Here is a 15743-nt window from a genome sequence, read left to right as displayed (position 1 = left end):
CGGCGAAGAAGTCCGCACCGGAATGCCAGAGGCAGGTCGATGCGCATCCTCGGGATCAACGCCGTCTTCCACGATCCGGCCGCCGCGCTGGTGGTCGACGGCGAGATCGTCGCCGCGGCCGAAGAAGAACGCTTCAGCCGCCGCAAGCACGGCAAGCAGGCCGTCCCCTTCTCCACATGGGAACAACCCGCGCAGGCCGCGGCCTGGTGCCTGGAACGGGCCGGGCTGACCGCGAAGGACCTCGACGCCGTCGGCTATTCCTACGACCCCGCGCTGGTCGAGCCCGGCCTGCCCGGCCACGACCCGAGTGGCGAGGAGCTGCGGACCGAATTCGCGAAACGCGCCCCGCTGTTCCTCAAGGCCGCATTGCCCGGTCTCGACCCGGGCATCGTCAAGTTCGTCCGCCACCACGTCGCGCACGCCGCGTCGGCCGCGCTCGCCGCGCCCTTCGGGGACTGCGCCGTGCTCGTGGCCGACGGCCGCGGCGAAAGCACGTCCTACCTGGCCGGTGAGTACCGCGACGGCCGATTCAAGGAACTGGCCGCGCAGAAACTCCCCCACTCACTGGGGCTGCTCTACGAAGACCTGACCGAGCACCTCGGCTTCGCCCGCTCCAGCGACGAGTACAAGGTCATGGCGCTGGCCTCCTACGGGAAGCCGGAGTACCTCGACGAGCTGTGCGAGCACGTCCACGTCACCGGCGACGGCGGCTTCCACGCCTCCGGCGTGAACCTGGGTGCGCTGGCCCCACGCCGGGAAGCGGGCGAAGAACTGACCCGCCGGCACGCCGATCTGGCCTCGAGCGTCCAAAAGGTCCTCGAAGACATCCTGCTGGAGCTGACGGACTGGCTGCACGACCGCACCGGCCACCGCGACCTCGCGCTGGCGGGCGGGATCGCGCTGAACTGCGTCGCCAACAGCAGGCTGCACGCCGAGGGCCCGTTCGACCGGGTGTGGGTGCAGCCCGCGGCGGGCGACGCCGGCACTGCGCTGGGCGCGGCCCTGCAGCTCGCCGCCGACGCCGGGGAACGCGGCGCGCCGATGGGCGACGCCGGCCTCGGTCGCGAGTGGACCGACGAACAGCTCGAAGAGATCCTCATCAAAGCGAAGCTGCCCTACGAACGTCCCGACGACGTCGCCGAAACCGTCGCCGAAGCGCTCGCCGACGACGCCGTCGTGGCCTGGTTCCAGGGCCGTGCCGAGTTCGGGCCGCGGGCGCTCGGCCACCGGTCGCTGCTGGCCCACCCGGGCCGCAAGGCGAACCTCGAACGCCTCAACGACGTCAAGGGCCGCGAGCAGTTCCGCCCGGTGGCGCCGATGGTGCGGGCCGAGCGGGCGGCCGGGATCTTCACCCGCGGCCCGCTGCCGAGCCCGTACATGCTGTTCGTGCACGACGTCGCCGAAGACTGGCGGGAGAAGATCCCGGCCGTCACGCACGTCGACGGCACCGCCCGCGTCCAGACCGTCGAAGACCGCGAAAACCCCGTGCTGGCGCGGATGCTGGCCGGGTTCGAACGGCGCACCGGCCTGCCGGTCGTGATCAACACCAGCCTCAACACCGCGGGCCGGCCGATGGTCGACTCGCCCCGCGACGCGCTCGAGTGCTTCGGCTCGGCGCCGATCGACCTGCTGGCGCTGGGGCCGTTCGTGCTCCGGCGTCCCCGTCCGACACGAGCCGGCGCGGCGTCGCCGGAGGAGAAGGAGGTGCCGTGATGGAAGACCATCTCGCCGCTCTGGCCGAGGCCGCCCGGCGGACCCGCGAATCCGCGCCCAAGATCGTCGCGTGGGGCCGGCACCTGGCCGGGGTCTTCGAGGCCGGCGGCCGGCTGCTCGCCTGCGGCAACGGCGGCAGCGCGGCCGAGGCCCAGCACCTGACCGGCGAGCTCGTCGGGCGGTTCCGCCACGAGCGGCAGCCGCTGTCGGCGATCGCGCTGCACGCGGACACCTCGGCGACCACGGCCATCGTCAACGACTACGGCGACCACGAGGTCTTCGCCCGCCAGGTGCGCGCCCACGGGCGGCCGGGTGACGTCCTGGTCTGCCTGTCCACCAGCGGAACCAGCCAGAACGTCGTCGCCGCGGCCAAGGCCGCGCACGAGCTGGGCGTCACCACGTGGGCGCTGACCGGGCCCGCGCCGAACCCCCTCGCCGCGTTGTGCGACGACGCCGTGACGGTCGAGGCGCCGACCGTCGCGACCGTCCAGGAGATGCACCTGGCTCTGGTGCACGGCCTGTGCGCGGCGCTCGACGACGCGCTCGGGGTGACCGCGTGAGGCCGCTGGTCGTCCTCGGCGACACGCTGCTCGACGTCGACGTCGAAGGCACCGCCGAGCGGCTGTGCCCGGAGGCGCCGGTACCGGTGGTCGACCTGACCGCGCGGCGCCGCCGCCCGGGTGGCGCCGGCCTCGCCGCGTTGCTGGCCGCGCGGTCCGCGGCCGAAGTCGTGCTCGTGACGCCGCTGGGCGACGACGAAGGCGGGCACGCGCTCACCGGCCTGCTCGAACCCGACGTCACCGTGCTGCCGCTCCCGCTGCGGGGCACGACGGTGTGCAAGACGCGCGTCCGCGCGGGCGGTCAGTCGTTGCTGCGCCTGGATTCCGGCGACGGCACGGCCGCCGCCGGCCCGCTGCCCGCCGCGGTGCGGGAGGCCCTCGAAGACGCCGGCGCGATCCTCGTCGCCGACTACGGGCGCGGCCTGACGCGCAACCCGCACGTCCGGCGGCTCCTGCGGGAGCGGGCCGAGCGGATTCCGGTGGTCTGGGACCCGCACCCCCGCGGTGCCCAGCCGGTGCCCGGGATCGCGCTGGTCACGCCGAACCTCGCCGAGGCCCGCGCGGTGCTCGCCGGGCACGAAGACCCGGCCGAGCTGGCCAAGCTGCTGCGCGGGCACTGGCACGCCGGCGCGGTCGCGGTGACCGTCGGCTCCCGCGGCGCCGTGGTGTCCGACGGCCTCGGCGAAACGGCCGTGCCGATCCCCGCCGCGGCGCGGGTGCCGGGGCACGCCGCGCCCGACACGTGCGGGGCGGGCGACCGGTTCGCCGCGGCCGCCACCGCGGCCCTGCTCGACGGCGCCGACGCCGGGGAAGCCGTCACGACCGCGGTCGAAGCGGCCGCCCGGTTCGTCGCCGACGGCGGGGCCACGACGCTGTCCACGAACGACGGTCCGATGGCGGACCCGCAGCCGGCCACCGACGCCTTCGGGCTCGCCGAGCGCGTCCGGGACCGCGGTGGCCGCCTGATCGCCACCGGCGGCTGCTTCGACCTGCTGCACCCCGGGCACGTGAGCCTGCTGCGGCAGGCCCGCGCGCTCGGCGACGCCCTCGTCGTCTGCCTCAACTCCGACGCGTCGGTGCGGGCCCTCAAGGGACCCGGCCGCCCGCTCGTGCGCGACCGCGACCGGGCGCGGCTGCTGACCGCGTTGTCCTTTGTGGACGCCGTGGCCGTCTTCGACGAGGACTCCCCCGCCGCCGTGCTGGACCGGCTGCGCCCGCACGTGTGGGTGAAGGGTGGCGACTACGCGGCCGCCGACCTGCCCGAACGCGCGGTCGTCGAACGCCACGGCGGCGAAGTCGTGCTCGTCCCGACCGTCCCCGGCTATTCGACGTCGCGGCTGGTCGCCGCGGCGGCCAGTGCCTGATTTCCCCGATCTTGCGAAGGAGTGCGATGCGACCCCTCGGCAACGTCCTGATCACCGGTGGTGCCTCCGGCCTCGGCGCCGCGACCGTCGACGCCGTCCGCAAGGCGGGCGGCACCCCGTACGTCCTCGACCGCGTCCGCCCCGAAGACCCGGCCGAATACGTCGAGGCCGACCTGAGCGACACCGCCGCGACCGAAGCCGCGGTGCGCGAGCTGGCCGACCGCGCCGGCGGCTTGGACGGCGTCTTCACCGCCGCCGGCACCGACGCCTGCGGCCCGCTCGGCGAAGTGTCCACCGAGGACTGGGAGCGAGTCGTCAAGGTGAACCTGCTCGGCACCGCCGCCGTCGTCCGCGCCGCGCTGCCCCACCTGGAGCGCTCACAGGGCACGGTCGTCACGGTCGCGTCCACTTTGGGCATCAAGGCCGTGAGCGACGCGACCGCCTACTGCGCCTCCAAGTTCGGCGTCGTCGGGTTCACCCGCGCGCTGGCCGCGGAACTCGCCGGGCGCGTCGGCGTCACGCTGCTCATTCCGGGCGGGATGTGGACGCACTTCTTCGACGGCCGCACCGACCAGTACAAGCCGCCGCCGGACGCGAAGCTCAACCAGCCCGAGAACGTCGCGAACACCGTGGTGTTCGCGCTGCAGCAGCCACCCGGCTCGGAAGTGCGCGAACTCGTCGTGTGCGCGTCGGAGGAGGGGTCGTGGCCGTGAGCTCCGCGGTCCTCGTGCTGCGCGCGCTCGGGCTCGGCGACCTGCTGACCGGGGTCCCGGCGCTGCGGGCGCTGCGGGCCGCGTACCCGGACGAGCGCCTCGTCCTGGCCGCCCCGGACGGGCTGCGCGACCTCGTCGAGCTGATCGACGCCGTCGACGAGCTGCTGCCGACCGCGGGCCTGGGCGACCTCGCGTGGCCCGGGCCGCCGCCGAGGCTGGCCGTGAACCTGCACGGCAGCGGTCCGGAGAGCCTCCACGACCTGCTGGCCACCGACCCGGCCGAGGTGCTGACCCACCACCACCCCGACTTCCCCGACGTCCCCGGACTCGAGTGGCGCGACGATGTCCACGAAGTCGACCGATGGTGCCGGCTCGTCGAGTACGCCCACGTGGAAGCGGACCGCACGGCGCTGCGGCTGCCGGTGCCGCCGGGCCCGAGCCCCGCGCCGGACGCCGTCGTGGTGCACCCGGGCGCGGCCTTCCCGGCGCGGCGCTGGCCGCCGGAGCGGTTCGCCGGCGTGGTGCGGGCGCTCGCCGCGGCCGGGCACCGCGTGGTGCTCACCGGCAGCGCGGGCGAACGCGACCTGGCGTCGTCGATCGCCGACCGCGCCGGGCTCGGCGAAGACGCCGTGCTGGCCGGGCGGACGGACCTGGCGGAACTGGCCGCGCTGGTGGCCGGGGCCGCGCTGGTCGTCTGCGGCGACACCGGCGTCGGGCACCTCGCGACCGCGTTCGGCACGCCGTCGGTGCTGCTGTTCGGCCCGACCCCGCCGCGGCTGTGGGGCCCGCCGCCGGCCGCGCGGCAGCACGTCGTGCTCTGGGCGGGCAACGTCGGCGACCCGCACGGTTCGGAACCCGACGGCGGGCTGCTGCTCCTCGGCGAGGAACGCGTGCTGGCCGCGACCCGCTCGGCGCTGGAAGCGCGGGTCGCGCATGGCTGAGCACATCGGGATCGTCGGCGCGGGCTACGTCGGCCTGACCAGTGCCGCCTGTTTCGCGCGGCTCGGGCACCGGGTGACCTGCGTGGACACCGACGAGTCCAAAGTGGACGCCCTGCGCCGGGGCGAGGTGGCGATCGCCGAACCCGGCCTGGCCGAGCTGGTCGGGCAAGGCCTCGGCGACGGGACGCTCACCTTCACCGGCGCCCAGGCCGAGCTGTACGGCGCCGACCTCGTCTTCCTGTGCCTGCCGACGCCGCCCGCCGAGGACGGGCGGCCCGACCTCGGGGTGCTCGAACACGTCGTGCCGCAGCTGGGGCGCCTGCTGCGGCCCGGCTGCGCGGTGGTCACGAAGTCGACGGTCCCGGTCGGCACCGCGGCCCGGCTGCCCGTGCTGCTGGGGCGGGATGACCTGCCGGTCGTGGCCAACCCGGAGTTCCTGCGCGAAGGGCACGCCGTCGAGGACTTCCTGCACCCGGACCGGGTCGTCGTCGGGACCGACCCGCCGGGCTCGGCCGCCGGGCACCGGGTCGCGAGGCTGTACGAGCCGACCGGCGCGCCGGTCGTGGCGACCGACTCGGCCAGCGCGGAACTCGCGAAGTACGCGAGCAACGCGTTCCTCGCGGTGAAGCTGTCCTACGTGAACGTCCTCGCCGAACTGTGCGAGCGGTTCGGCGCCGACGTCCGCGAGGTCGCCCGAACCATGGGCCTGGACGCGCGGATCGGTCCGGAGTTCCTCGCCCCCGGCCCCGGCTGGGGCGGCTCGTGCCTGCCGAAGGACACCTCGGCGCTGCTGCACGCGGCCGAGTCCGCGGGCGTCGAGTTCGGCATCCTGCGTGACGCGGTCCGCGTCAACGCCCGGCAGCGCGCGCGGGTCGTGCGGGCCGTGCGCCAGGCGGTCACCGGGTCGCCGGCGGGTTCTCTCGCCGGCGCGCGGATCGGCTTGCTGGGCCTGGCGTTCAAGGCCGGCACCGGCGACCTGCGCGACTCGCCTGCGCTCGCCGTGGCGGCCGATCTCGCGCGGGCGGGCGCGGAGCTGGCCGCCCACGACCCGGCCGTGGGCGCCGTGCCCGGCCTGGACGCCGTCCAGGTCGTCGACGACCCGTACCTGGTGGCCAAGGACGCCGCCGCACTGGTCGTGCTCACCGAATGGCCGGAGTTCCGGGATCTCGACTGGGCCCGGCTGGCCGCGTCGGCGGCGCAGCCGATCGTCGTCGACACCCGCAACCTGCTCGACCCCGACGCCGTCGCGGGCTTCACGCACGTCGGCGTCGGAACCCCACCCAGGAGGCAGTCATGACCCTGCGCGTCGTCGCGCTGACCTGCACACTCAAGCCGTCGCCGTCGAAGTCGAGCAGCGACCTCATCGCGCGCCAGCTGCTCGACCTCTTCGCCGAGCGCGGCGTCACCGGCGAGGTGGTCCGCGTGGTCGACCACGACGTCCGCCCTGGCGTCGAAGCCGACATGGGCGCCGGCGACGAGTGGCCGGAGATCCGGCGCAAGATCGCGGCCGCGGACATCCTGCTGATCGCGACCCCGACGTGGGTCGGCCACATGTCGAGCGTCGCGCAGCGCGTCCTCGAACGGCTGGACGCGGAACTCTCCGAAACCGACGACGAGGGCCGGCCGGCGATGTTCGGCAAGGTCGCGGTGGCCGCCGTGGTCGGCAACGAGGACGGCGCCCACAAGATCATCGCGGATCTGTTCCAGGCGCTGAACGACGTCGGTTTCACCGTGCCCGCGCAGGGCGCGACGTACTGGAACGGCGAAGCCATGCAGGGCGGCGACTACCAGGACCTCGACGAGACGCCCAAGGCCGTGGCCTCGACGAACGCGACGCTGGTCCGCAACGCCGTCCACCTGGCGACTGTGCTCGGAGCGCAGCAGTACCCGGCCTCCTGACTACTCCTTTCGGGTGAGGTCCTTGCTTCGGACGAGTGTGGCGCAGGCCACGGGGTAGCCGGGCAGGACCTTCGATCCCGTCAGGGGGCTCCACCGATGCCGAACCGAGTCATGATCAGCCGCGACAGCAAGCCGATCCCCTGCGAGGAGTGCGGCCTGCCCACGCTGCACGTCGCCCGGCTGGTCGCCGGGGACGGCTCGCTGCTGGGCCAGACGATGGTCTGCACGGCCTGCCGCCGCCACCGCTCGGAAGCCGAGGCCATCGCGGTCCCGTGACGGCTCGGCCCGCTCCACCGACGTAGTGAATGACTCATTCATGTCGCCTGGCGACATGAATGAGTCATTCACGTCAGTTCAACGGTTCTCCAGCTTCTCCACGAGCAACCGGGCCGGCAGGATCATCGTGCCCAGGCCCAGCCGGGCCGGGACACCGTCTTCATCCGCCGTCACCAGGCGTTGTTCCAGCTTCTCCAGCAGCGCACGGCATTCGTCGAGATCCACGGGCTCCCCGGCCACCGCCACCGCCTGCACCGCGCCGGCCAGCAGGTGCATCAGGTCGGCCAGGGAGTCCCGCGCGTCCGGCCAGGGGTACTCGAACGGGTGACTGCCGGACCCGCTCGCCGTCGTGCGCACCGCCGCGACCAGCTGGGACACCGCCGGCCACAGCGAAATCAGCGTTCGCAGCGGGCGTTCGTGGCGGGTGCCGGAACTCGGCCGGCCGCGGCGCAGGTTGAGCTTGCGTCCTTCCTGCGTGAGACCGACAGCTTCCTCGGCCGCCAGCACCTGGCTGCGGGCGTCGCGGGACTGCGACCGCAGGTCGTCGAGTCCGCCCGGCTCGTCGTGGCGGACCAGATCCGACAGCGATTCCAGCAGGCCGGCCAGCGCCTTCGTGAGCCGGTCGGCCGCCGTGGCCAGGCGTTCGCCGTAGAGCGGCGGGAAGATCAGCGTGTTGACCGCGACGCCGATGGCCGCGCCCAGCGCCGTCTCCAGGAGGCGGTCGCCGAGCAGCGAAAGGTCGCGGGCCGTGCCGTAGGAGATCAGCAGCATGCCGGTGACGCCGACCCAGACGCCGGCGTCGCCGAACCGCCGCCAGCTGCCCGCGAGCAGGCCCAGGAAGACGACGACGGCCAGCGCGACCGCCTGCACCGGGATCAGCTGCCCGGCCACTGCCGCGAGCAGCACGCCGGTGGCCACCGAGCCGACCTGCTGGAGCCATCCCCGCAGCGACCGGTACACGGTCGCTTCCACCAGGAAGATGGCCGCGTACGGCGCGAGGAACGGCTGCGGCAGCTTCAGCACCAGCGTCGCCAGCAGCCACGCCGCCGTCGCCGCCAGCGTGGCCTTCGCCGTCTGGACGAGGACCCGGCGCTCGCGGCCGGGCACCCGCATCGCGCGGGCGAACCAGCCCACCGGCGTCCGGTCGTGGTGGTCGGCGTCCGTGCCGAACACCGCGACCAGGCCCCGTTTGACGTCCTCGCCCGCCTTCAGCCGGAGGGTGTGCCGGTCGGTCATCCGGGCGGCGCCACGTGCACGAGCTTCGTCTGGGTCAGCTCGTCGAGCAGCTCCGGCCCGTAGCCGTAGCCGTTGCCGCTGCGGCCGCGGGGGTGCGCCGCCCCGCCGGGGGCGCCGCCGAAGACGTTGTTGACCTTCACCGTCCCCGCCGGCAGCTCTCGCCACGCGCGCTGGGCGTTCGCCATCGACGCCGTGAGGACGGTCGCCGCGAGCCCGTAGTCGCCTTTGGCCGCTTCGGCGAGCCCCTCGTCGAAGCTCGGCACGACCTGGACCGGCGCGACCGGGCCGAAGGTCTCCTCGGCCATCACCCGCAGGTCCGCCGCGCAGCCCGTGAGCACCGTCGCCGGGTAGTGCGCGCCCGGTCCGTCGGGCACTGCTCCCCCGGTCAGCAGCCGCGCCCCGCGCTCGACCGCGTCCGCGACGTGCGAGTGGACGTGCTCGCGGTGGCGCCGGTCGACCAGCGGCGCGAGCGTCCGCGCTTCGGCCTCCTTGACCAGTGCGGCTAGGAAAGCGTCGGCGATGGCTTCGTGGACGTAGATCCGTTCGACGGCGACGCAGATCTGGCCCGAGTTGGCGAACGCGCCCAGCGCCGCCTGACCCGCCGCCCACGCCGGGTCGACGTCCGCGTCGACGACGAGAGGGTCGTTGCCGCCGTTCTCGAGCAACGTCTTCGCGCCGGTCGCGGCCGCGCTCGCGGCGATGGACCGGCCGGTCGCCGTGCTGCCGACGTGGGCGAGGACGTCGACGTCGGCACGCATCGCCAGGACCGCCCCGACCCCGCCGTCGCCCTGCAGCGTCTGCACCACCCCGCCGGGGAACACACCGCACAGGAGCTCGCCGAGCAGCTGCCCGGTGTGCGGCGCGCGCTCGCTCGGCTTGTGCACCACCGTGTTCCCGGTGACCAGGGCCGCGCCGAGCAGGCCGCAGGCGACCGCCACCGGGTCGTTCCACGGCGTCAGCGCGACGACCACGCCGCGCGGTTCGGGCACCATCAGGTCGGTCGCGCCCGGGTCGCCGAGCAGGCTGCGCCCGCGGTGGACCGGGCCGAGCTCGGCGTACTGGTCCAGGGTGCCGGCGCCGGCGAGGACGCCTTCGCGGGCTTCGTCGCGCGGGCGGCCGGTTTCCGCCTCGTTCGCGGCGGCCAGCTCATCAGCCTGGGCCCGCAGCCGGTCGGCCGCAGTGTGCAGCAGCGCGCCGCGCTCGGCGGCCGGCGTCCGCGCCCACGCGGCCCGGGTCTCGTTCGCCAGCAGCAAGGCGGCGTCGATCTCGTCTTCGCCCGCGGTGGGCACGCTGCCCACCACGCTGCCGTCGGCCGGGTTCCGGATTTCGATCGTCCCCGCGGTCATCCGCACCTCCTTCTCGTCCTCGCCCGGTTACCCGCCCGGACCCGATCGACACGCCGTTTGACCGGGCGCCACGCGGGTAGCCCGGTCCGGTGACTGCTTCGCTCGACTACACCGTGGTGATCCCCACGACGGGCCGGGAGACGCTTCGGCCACTGCTCGACACCGTGCTCGGCGGCGAAGGCCCGCGACCGGCGGAGATCCTCGTCGTCGACGACCGCCCCGGCGGGTCCGAACTGGACGTTCCCGCCGGCGTCCGCGTCCTGCGTTCGGGCGGGCGCGGCCCGGCCGCCGCGCGCAACCTCGGCTGGCGCACGGCGAAGAGCGAGTGGATCGCCTTCGTCGACGACGACGTCGTGCTCGCCCCGGACTGGCCCCGGCAGCTCGCCGAAGACCTGGTGTCGCTGCCGCCGGAGGTCGCCGCGTCCCAGGGCCGGATCACCGTCCCGCTGCCGGCCGACCGCCGTCCCACCGATGACGAGCGCAGCACGGCGGGCCTCGAAACCGCGCGGTGGATCACCGCCGACATGGCGTACCGGCGCGCCGCGCTCGTCGAGGCGGGCGGGTTCGACGAGCGGTTCCCGCGCGCGTTCCGCGAAGACTCCGACCTCGCCCTGCGCGTCGCCGAAGCCGGGCACCGGATCGACCAGGGCGAGCGGCTGACGACGCACCCCGCCCGACGCGCCGGATTCTTCTACAGCGTGAAAGCCCAGCGCGGCAACGCGGACAACGCCTTGATGCGCGCCAAGCACGGCGTCCTCTGGCGTCAGCGCACCGGTGCGGGCCAGGGCCGGCTCGGGCTGCACGCACTGTCCACAGTGGCCGGTCTGGCCGCGCTGGCGCTCCCGATCTTCCGCCGGCGCGGGAAAGCCGTCCTCGCCGCCGGGATCTGGGCCGGGCTGACGGCGGAGTTCGCCACCCGCCGGATCCTGCCCGGCCCCCGCACGCCGGGCGAGATCGCCCGGATGGCCGTGACGAGCGCGCTCATCCCGCCGGCCGCCTGTTACCACCGCGTCCGCGGCGAAATCGCGGCGCGGCGCCCGAAGCCGCCGGTCGCGGTGCTGTTCGACCGCGACGACACGCTGATCGTCGACGTCCCCTACCTCAACGACCCGGCCGGGGTCCGCCCGGTGCCCGGCGCCGTCGAGCTGGTGCGCGGGCTGCGGGACCGGGGCGTGCCGGTCGGCGTGGTCAGCAACCAGTCGGGTGTCGCGAAAGGACTGATCAGCCCGGACCAGCTCGCGGCGGTGAACGACCGCGTCCAGGAGCTGTTCGGCCCGTTCGGCACGTGGCAGGTCTGCGTCCACGACGACGGCGACGGCTGCGACTGCCGCAAACCCCGGCCCGGCATGGTGTTCCGCGCGGCGGACGAGCTGGGCGTCGATCCGGCGTCCTGCGTAGTCATCGGCGACACCGGCGCCGACGTCGACGCCGCGCTGGCCGCCGGGGCACGTGCGGTGCTGGTGCCGACGGCCCGCACGCTCGAACCCGAGATCGCCCGCGCGCGCCGGCACGCCGCCGTCGCGCGGGACCTGTCCGAAGCGCTGCGCGTCGCCGGGGTCGCCGGATGAGCCGGGTGCTCGTCGCCCGCCAGGACAACCTCGGGGACGTCCTGCTCGCCGGGCCGTGCGTCCGCGCGGTCGCCGCGCAGGCCTCGCACGTGACGCTGCTGGCCGGGCCGCACGGGCGCGCCGCGGCCGAGCTGCTGCCGGGCGTCGACGAGGTGCTCACGTGGACGGCGCCGTGGATCGACCCCGCGCCGCCGCCGGTCACCGCCGAGGACACCGGCGAGTTCGTCGCGCGGATCCGGGCGAAGTCGTTCGACCGGGCGCTGATCCTGACGTCGTTCCACCAGTCGCCGCTCCCGTTGGCGCTGCTGCTGCGGCAGGCGGGCGTCCCGTGGATCGGCGCGATTTCCGAGGACTACCCGGGCAGCCTGCTCGACCTGCGCCACCGCGTCGACGGCGACCCGCCGGAACCGGTCCGGATGCTGTCCCTCGCCGAGGCGGCGGGGTACGAGCTCCCCCCGGACGACCACGGCGCTCTGGCCCTGCAGCGCCCGCTGCCACCCATCACGCGCCTGACGGGCGGCGGCGCGTACGTCGTGGTCCACCCGGCGGCGTCGGTACCGGCGCGCCAGCCGTCGCCGGCGTGGAGCCACCGGGTGGTGCAGGCACTGGCGGCGGAGGGACATCGCGTGCTCGTGACGGGAGCGCCGGGCGAAGCGCACCTGACGGCGGGGGTGGCGGGAACATCGGCGGTGAACCTCGGCGGCCGGACATCCCTGGCCGAGCTGGCGGCGGTGCTCTCGGGAGCACAGGTGGTGGTCGCGCCCAACACGGGCCCGGCCCACCTGGCCGCGGCGGCGGGCACCCCGGTGGTGTCGCTGTTCGCCCCGGTGGTCCCGGCCGAGCGCTGGGCCCCGTACGGCGTCCCGGTGGTGCTGCTGGGCGACCAGGCCGCGGCGTGCCGCGACAGCCGGGCCCGGGTGTGCCCGGTGCCGGGCCACCCGTGCCTGGAGGAGATCGACCCGGCAGAGGTGTGCCGCGCGGTGGCGGAGCTGGGCGCGGTGACCCAACCCCGGCCGGCGATCAGTTCGCTGCTGTAACCCGGTTTTCAAGTCGGTACCGGCCCGGGCGAGCGGCACCCGCCCGAGCCGGGTCCGGGGTCAGCCGCCGATCTCCTTGCTGACCCCGCTCGGGCCGTCGTAGGTCCGGTCGGGCAGGCCCCGCACGACATCGAGGGTGCGGTCATCGGCCCCGTTCCGTTCGGCCGCGCGCACGAGGTCGTCGCGCCGGGCGGGGTAGTCGACACCGGAGAGGTACTTCTGCAGTTCGATCGGATTCGGCTTGTTCACGGGAATCTCCATTCCGCTCGGGGAACGGCGCGGTTACCCGGTCGAAGCCCGGACACACGCGCGGTCGACGCGGCCGCCGCACTCGGTGGGAAAGCCGGCCGAGAGCGCGCTCAGCTCGGCGCCGGCTGCTCCTCCGCGGAACGCAGGTGCCGCACCACGGCATCCGGGTGCCGGGTCAACGGCTGCAACGGCAGCTCCGGCTTGTCCACCACCCGCTCCAGGTGCCGCAGCAGGATCCCCTCCCGCAGCGCCCATGGGCAGATCTCGACGCGAGGCACGTCCAGCGCCGACAGCGTCACCTCGGCCGCGAGTGCCCCGGCCACCACCTGACGGGCCCGCGGGCGGGAGATCCCGCGCCACCCCGCGCGCTCGGCCGCCGGGACGCGGGCCAGTCTCGGGAGCCACTTCCGCAGGTCCGCCACCGCCAGCTCGCGCGGCGCGAACGGGCCCTTGCGCTGCGGTGACGCGCCCGTCAACCGCGCCAGCTGCTTGAACGTTTTCGACGTCGCCACCACGCGCCGCGGCGGGCCCTCCCAGCGCAGGCGGTCCAGCACCTCGGACAACGTGTCGCGGACGTGGCGGCGCACCGCCTTCAGCTGCGCGCGCGTCGGCGGGTCGGCCGTGAGGAACTCGCGGGTGAGGCGGCCCGCGCCCAAGGGGAGGGAGATCGCCAGCTCGGGTTGCTCGTCGCGGCCGAGCACCAGCTCCATCGACCCGCCGCCGATGTCGATCAGCAGCAGCCGCCCGGCCGACCAGCCGTACCAGCGGCGCGCCGCGAAGTACGTCAGGCGGGCCTCTTCCTCGCCGGACAGGAACTGGGGCCGGATCCCCGAATCCGCCTGGATGCGGTCGATGACGTCCTCGCGGTTCGCCGCGTCGCGCACCGCCGCGGTGACGAACGGGTACAGGTGGTCGACGCCGAGCCGGACCGCCGCGTCGACCGACCGGGTCACCGCCGCCGCCACGCGCTCGACGCCGGTCTCGCTCAGCGTCCCGTCGGGCAGCAGCTCCTCGGCCAGCAGCGTCGGCTCCTTCACCGCGTGCGCCGGGAGCGGTGGTGCCCCGGCGGACACGTCCACGACCTGCAGCTGAGCGGAGTTCGATCCGATGTCCAGCACGGCCAATCTCATCCGGACGGGTTACCCCGCGCCGGCCGGGTTTAGTCCCGGGTGGACGTGGTAGCCGTCCGGGAACGAAAGGAGCCGCCCGTGTCCCTCCCGGCGCCACTGCCCGCCGACGCCGCTTCGCCGCGACGCGCCGTCGTGACCGGCGCGGACTCCGGCATCGGCCGCGCGGTCGCCGTCGCCCTCGCCGGCGGGGGCCTGGACGTGGGCATCACCTACCACTCCGACGCCGACGGCGCCGAGGAAACCGCTGCTGAGGTCCGCTCGCGCGGCGTGGCGGCGCACGTCCGGCAGCTCGACCTCACCCGGCTGCCCGGAGCCGCCGACGTCGTCGACGCGTTCGCTGCCGATCTCGGCGGCATCGACGTCCTGGTCAACTGCTCCGGCACCGGCAGCAGCCAGCGGGTGCTCGACCTGAGCTACGAGAAGTGGCGCGAAGTCCTCGACGTCGACCTCGACGGGGTCTTCCTGCTGTCGCAGCGCGCGGCGCGGCACATGATCGACGCCGGCCACGGCGGCCGGATCATCACCATCACCAGCGTGCACGAGCACGTCCCCCGCGTCGGCGCCGCGCCCTACTGCGCCGCCAAGGCCGGAGCGGGCGCGCTCACGCAGGTGCTCGCCCTGGAGCTGGCCGAACACGCCATCACCGTGAACTCCGTGGCGCCGGGCGAGATCTCGACGCCGATGACCGGGCAGGCCGACGCCGACCCGCGCGAGCAGCGGCGGCCCGGCATCCCGCTCGGGCGCACCGGGCACGCCGCCGAGGTGGCGGCCGCCGTCGCGTTCCTCGCGACCCCCGCGGCCGGCTACATCACCGGCACGTCGCTGGTCGTCGACGGCGGGCTGGTCCTGATGGGCGCCCAGCACGGCACCGCCCACGACGGGAACGCCTGGCGTTCCCCCTGAGACCAGGGGCCCGCGCCGTGGCTGCAGGGACACCGGCGCGGGTCCCGGCCGGTGGCCGGACGGCGGTCCCCCAGCCCGCCGTCCGGCCCCTTCCACCCCTCCCGTTTCCCGTCCGGTTCGCCGGGTATCCGCCCCGCAAGGGAAAAGGAGGCTTTTCATGACGTCCGCCGAGACCCGCTCCCGGACCGGCCCCGCCTGGCTCCGCCCGGTCGTCGCCGTGCTCGGGCTGCTCTACCTCGCGCTGGGGATCGCCGGATGGCTGACGCCGGAGACGGCGACGGTCGGCCACGTGACGAGCAGCCAGGTGGCCGGCCTGTTCAGCGCGAGCGTGCTGCTGAACCTCGTCCACACCGCGGTCGGCGTCCTCGGGTTGCTCGCCGCGACGCGCGGCGCCGGCGCGATCATCTACTGCTGGGTGCTGTTCGTGGGCTTCGCCGGCATGACCGCCTACGGCGTGCTCGCCACGGCGTTCGGCACGCCGGAGGACCCGATCAACGTCAACTGGGCGGACAACGTGCTGCACGGGCTCACCGCGATCGCCGGGCTGGTGCTCGGGATCGCCGGTGCCCGCGCGGTTTCGGCACGGCAGCGACGGGTAGCCGGGGAAGACGCCACGTGAAGGAGGCTGCCGTGCACCGCGAAAGCGATCAGCACTCGCCGCGCGAGGACGACGAGCTGAAGGCCGAACTGCAGGGGATGCTGCAGGGCAACGGCCCGTCGCGCGCCGAGGAGTGGCGCGACCCCGAAGGCCCCGCGGACGACGACCCCGACGTCCCGCCGATGGGCGGCGGCGCATGACCACAGGTGG

General features: G+C 74.7%; 17 protein-coding genes. 13 read left to right on the top strand and 4 right to left on the bottom strand.

What is annotated here, in order from left to right:
* Positions 1 to 39 precede the first annotated feature (39 nt).
* The 8 genes from ACERZO_RS48670 to ACERZO_RS48635 all read left to right on the top strand — a co-directional run bounded on the left by ACERZO_RS48670 (position 40) and on the right by ACERZO_RS48635 (position 7466).
* Positions 40 to 1713 carry a carbamoyltransferase family protein gene (locus tag ACERZO_RS48670; RefSeq protein ID WP_372672834.1) on the top strand — a complete coding sequence of 558 codons (1674 nt, stop codon included), beginning with the start codon at positions 40 to 42 and terminating at the stop codon, positions 1711 to 1713.
* Complete coding sequence (locus ACERZO_RS48665; protein WP_372672856.1) at positions 1713 to 2273, top strand: D-sedoheptulose-7-phosphate isomerase; 561 nt, start codon at positions 1713 to 1715, stop codon at positions 2271 to 2273. The genes ACERZO_RS48670 and ACERZO_RS48665 overlap by 1 nt, the downstream gene beginning before the upstream one ends.
* Positions 2270 to 3637 (top strand): PfkB family carbohydrate kinase, encoded by a 1368-nt coding sequence (locus ACERZO_RS48660; protein WP_372672833.1) that lies wholly within the window; start codon positions 2270 to 2272, stop codon positions 3635 to 3637. The genes ACERZO_RS48665 and ACERZO_RS48660 overlap by 4 nt, the downstream gene beginning before the upstream one ends.
* A 26-nt stretch (positions 3638 to 3663) precedes the next feature.
* A complete protein-coding gene (locus tag ACERZO_RS48655; protein WP_372672832.1) occupies positions 3664 to 4350 on the top strand; it encodes an SDR family oxidoreductase in 687 nt (228 codons plus the stop codon).
* Positions 4341 to 5291: a glycosyltransferase family 9 protein gene (locus ACERZO_RS48650; RefSeq protein ID WP_372672831.1), complete on the top strand. Its 951-nt coding sequence runs from the start codon at positions 4341 to 4343 to the stop codon at positions 5289 to 5291. Before ACERZO_RS48655 ends, ACERZO_RS48650 begins: the two co-directional genes overlap by 10 nt.
* Entirely contained in the window at positions 5284 to 6588 is a 1305-nt protein-coding gene (locus ACERZO_RS48645) for a UDP-glucose dehydrogenase family protein (protein WP_372672829.1), read from the top strand. The genes ACERZO_RS48650 and ACERZO_RS48645 overlap by 8 nt, the downstream gene beginning before the upstream one ends.
* Positions 6585 to 7190: a flavodoxin family protein gene (locus tag ACERZO_RS48640; RefSeq protein WP_372672828.1), complete on the top strand. Its 606-nt coding sequence runs from the start codon at positions 6585 to 6587 to the stop codon at positions 7188 to 7190. The genes ACERZO_RS48645 and ACERZO_RS48640 overlap by 4 nt, the downstream gene beginning before the upstream one ends.
* A gap of 96 nt (positions 7191 to 7286) precedes the next feature.
* The gene (locus ACERZO_RS48635; protein ID WP_372672827.1) at positions 7287 to 7466 is read left to right on the top strand and encodes a hypothetical protein; all 180 of its coding nucleotides are present in this window, start codon (positions 7287 to 7289) and stop codon (positions 7464 to 7466) included.
* Positions 7467 to 7544: 78 nt separating this feature from the next.
* Here the strand turns inward: ACERZO_RS48635 and ACERZO_RS48630 are convergent, their stop codons facing one another.
* Together ACERZO_RS48630 and ACERZO_RS48625 are read right to left on the bottom strand one after the other, a co-directional pair.
* On the bottom strand, positions 7545 to 8579 hold the full coding sequence (locus tag ACERZO_RS48630) for an FUSC family protein (RefSeq protein ID WP_372672855.1): 1035 nt from the start codon (positions 8577 to 8579) through the stop codon (positions 7545 to 7547).
* A gap of 119 nt (positions 8580 to 8698) precedes the next feature.
* Entirely contained in the window at positions 8699 to 10048 is a 1350-nt protein-coding gene (locus ACERZO_RS48625) for an aldehyde dehydrogenase family protein (protein ID WP_372672826.1), read from the bottom strand.
* Positions 10049 to 10137: 89 nt separating this feature from the next.
* Here ACERZO_RS48625 and ACERZO_RS48620 point away from each other — a divergent pair, with 89 nt between their 5' ends.
* Together ACERZO_RS48620 and ACERZO_RS48615 are read left to right on the top strand one after the other, a co-directional pair.
* Positions 10138 to 11616 (top strand): HAD-IIIA family hydrolase, encoded by a 1479-nt coding sequence (locus ACERZO_RS48620; RefSeq protein ID WP_372672825.1) that lies wholly within the window; start codon positions 10138 to 10140, stop codon positions 11614 to 11616.
* Positions 11613 to 12653, top strand: coding sequence for a glycosyltransferase family 9 protein (locus ACERZO_RS48615; protein ID WP_372672824.1), 1041 nt, complete (start codon positions 11613 to 11615; stop codon positions 12651 to 12653). The genes ACERZO_RS48620 and ACERZO_RS48615 overlap by 4 nt, the downstream gene beginning before the upstream one ends.
* A 60-nt stretch (positions 12654 to 12713) precedes the next feature.
* Here ACERZO_RS48615 and ACERZO_RS48610 read toward each other — a convergent pair whose 3' ends face one another.
* Positions 12714 to 12902, bottom strand: a complete 189-nt coding sequence (locus tag ACERZO_RS48610; protein WP_372672823.1) for a DUF2795 domain-containing protein — start codon at positions 12900 to 12902, stop codon at positions 12714 to 12716.
* 110 nt (positions 12903 to 13012) lie between these two features.
* Entirely contained in the window at positions 13013 to 14020 is a 1008-nt protein-coding gene (locus ACERZO_RS48605) for a Ppx/GppA phosphatase family protein (RefSeq protein ID WP_372672822.1), read from the bottom strand.
* Positions 14021 to 14110: 90 nt separating this feature from the next.
* Here ACERZO_RS48605 and ACERZO_RS48600 point away from each other — a divergent pair, with 90 nt between their 5' ends.
* The 3 genes from ACERZO_RS48600 to ACERZO_RS48590 all read left to right on the top strand — a co-directional run bounded on the left by ACERZO_RS48600 (position 14111) and on the right by ACERZO_RS48590 (position 15733).
* A complete protein-coding gene (locus tag ACERZO_RS48600) occupies positions 14111 to 14935 on the top strand; it encodes an SDR family oxidoreductase (protein WP_372672821.1) in 825 nt (274 codons plus the stop codon).
* A gap of 157 nt (positions 14936 to 15092) precedes the next feature.
* Positions 15093 to 15554 (top strand): DUF4383 domain-containing protein, encoded by a 462-nt coding sequence (locus tag ACERZO_RS48595; RefSeq protein ID WP_372672820.1) that lies wholly within the window; start codon positions 15093 to 15095, stop codon positions 15552 to 15554.
* Between the two features lie 11 nt (positions 15555 to 15565).
* The gene (locus ACERZO_RS48590) at positions 15566 to 15733 is read left to right on the top strand and encodes a hypothetical protein (protein ID WP_372672819.1); all 168 of its coding nucleotides are present in this window, start codon (positions 15566 to 15568) and stop codon (positions 15731 to 15733) included.
* The last annotated feature ends 10 nt before the right edge of the window (positions 15734 to 15743 follow it).

The sequence above is a fragment of the Amycolatopsis kentuckyensis genome (genome assembly GCF_041679295.1).
GTDB classification, from domain to species: Bacteria; Actinomycetota; Actinomycetes; order Mycobacteriales; family Pseudonocardiaceae; genus Amycolatopsis; species Amycolatopsis kentuckyensis_A.
The sequence above is the reverse complement of the archived record's forward strand: the minus strand, read 5'-3'. Positions and strand labels throughout refer to the sequence as shown.

Coding starts and splice junctions, on each gene's coding strand:
- ACERZO_RS48655 (WP_372672832.1), top strand. CDS start 3,664: ATGCGACCCCTCGGCAACGTCCTGATCACCGGTGGTGCCTCCGGCCTC.
- ACERZO_RS48640 (WP_372672828.1), top strand. CDS start 6,585: ATGACCCTGCGCGTCGTCGCGCTGACCTGCACACTCAAGCCGTCGCCG.
- ACERZO_RS48665 (WP_372672856.1), top strand. CDS start 1,713: ATGGAAGACCATCTCGCCGCTCTGGCCGAGGCCGCCCGGCGGACCCGC.
- ACERZO_RS48645 (WP_372672829.1), top strand. CDS start 5,284: ATGGCTGAGCACATCGGGATCGTCGGCGCGGGCTACGTCGGCCTGACC.
- ACERZO_RS48670 (WP_372672834.1), top strand. CDS start 40: ATGCGCATCCTCGGGATCAACGCCGTCTTCCACGATCCGGCCGCCGCG.
- ACERZO_RS48630 (WP_372672855.1), bottom strand. CDS start 8,579: ATGCGGGTGCCCGGCCGCGAGCGCCGGGTCCTCGTCCAGACGGCGAAG.
- ACERZO_RS48595 (WP_372672820.1), top strand. CDS start 15,093: ATGACGTCCGCCGAGACCCGCTCCCGGACCGGCCCCGCCTGGCTCCGC.
- ACERZO_RS48625 (WP_372672826.1), bottom strand. CDS start 10,048: ATGACCGCGGGGACGATCGAAATCCGGAACCCGGCCGACGGCAGCGTG.
- ACERZO_RS48635 (WP_372672827.1), top strand. CDS start 7,287: ATGCCGAACCGAGTCATGATCAGCCGCGACAGCAAGCCGATCCCCTGC.
- ACERZO_RS48615 (WP_372672824.1), top strand. CDS start 11,613: ATGAGCCGGGTGCTCGTCGCCCGCCAGGACAACCTCGGGGACGTCCTG.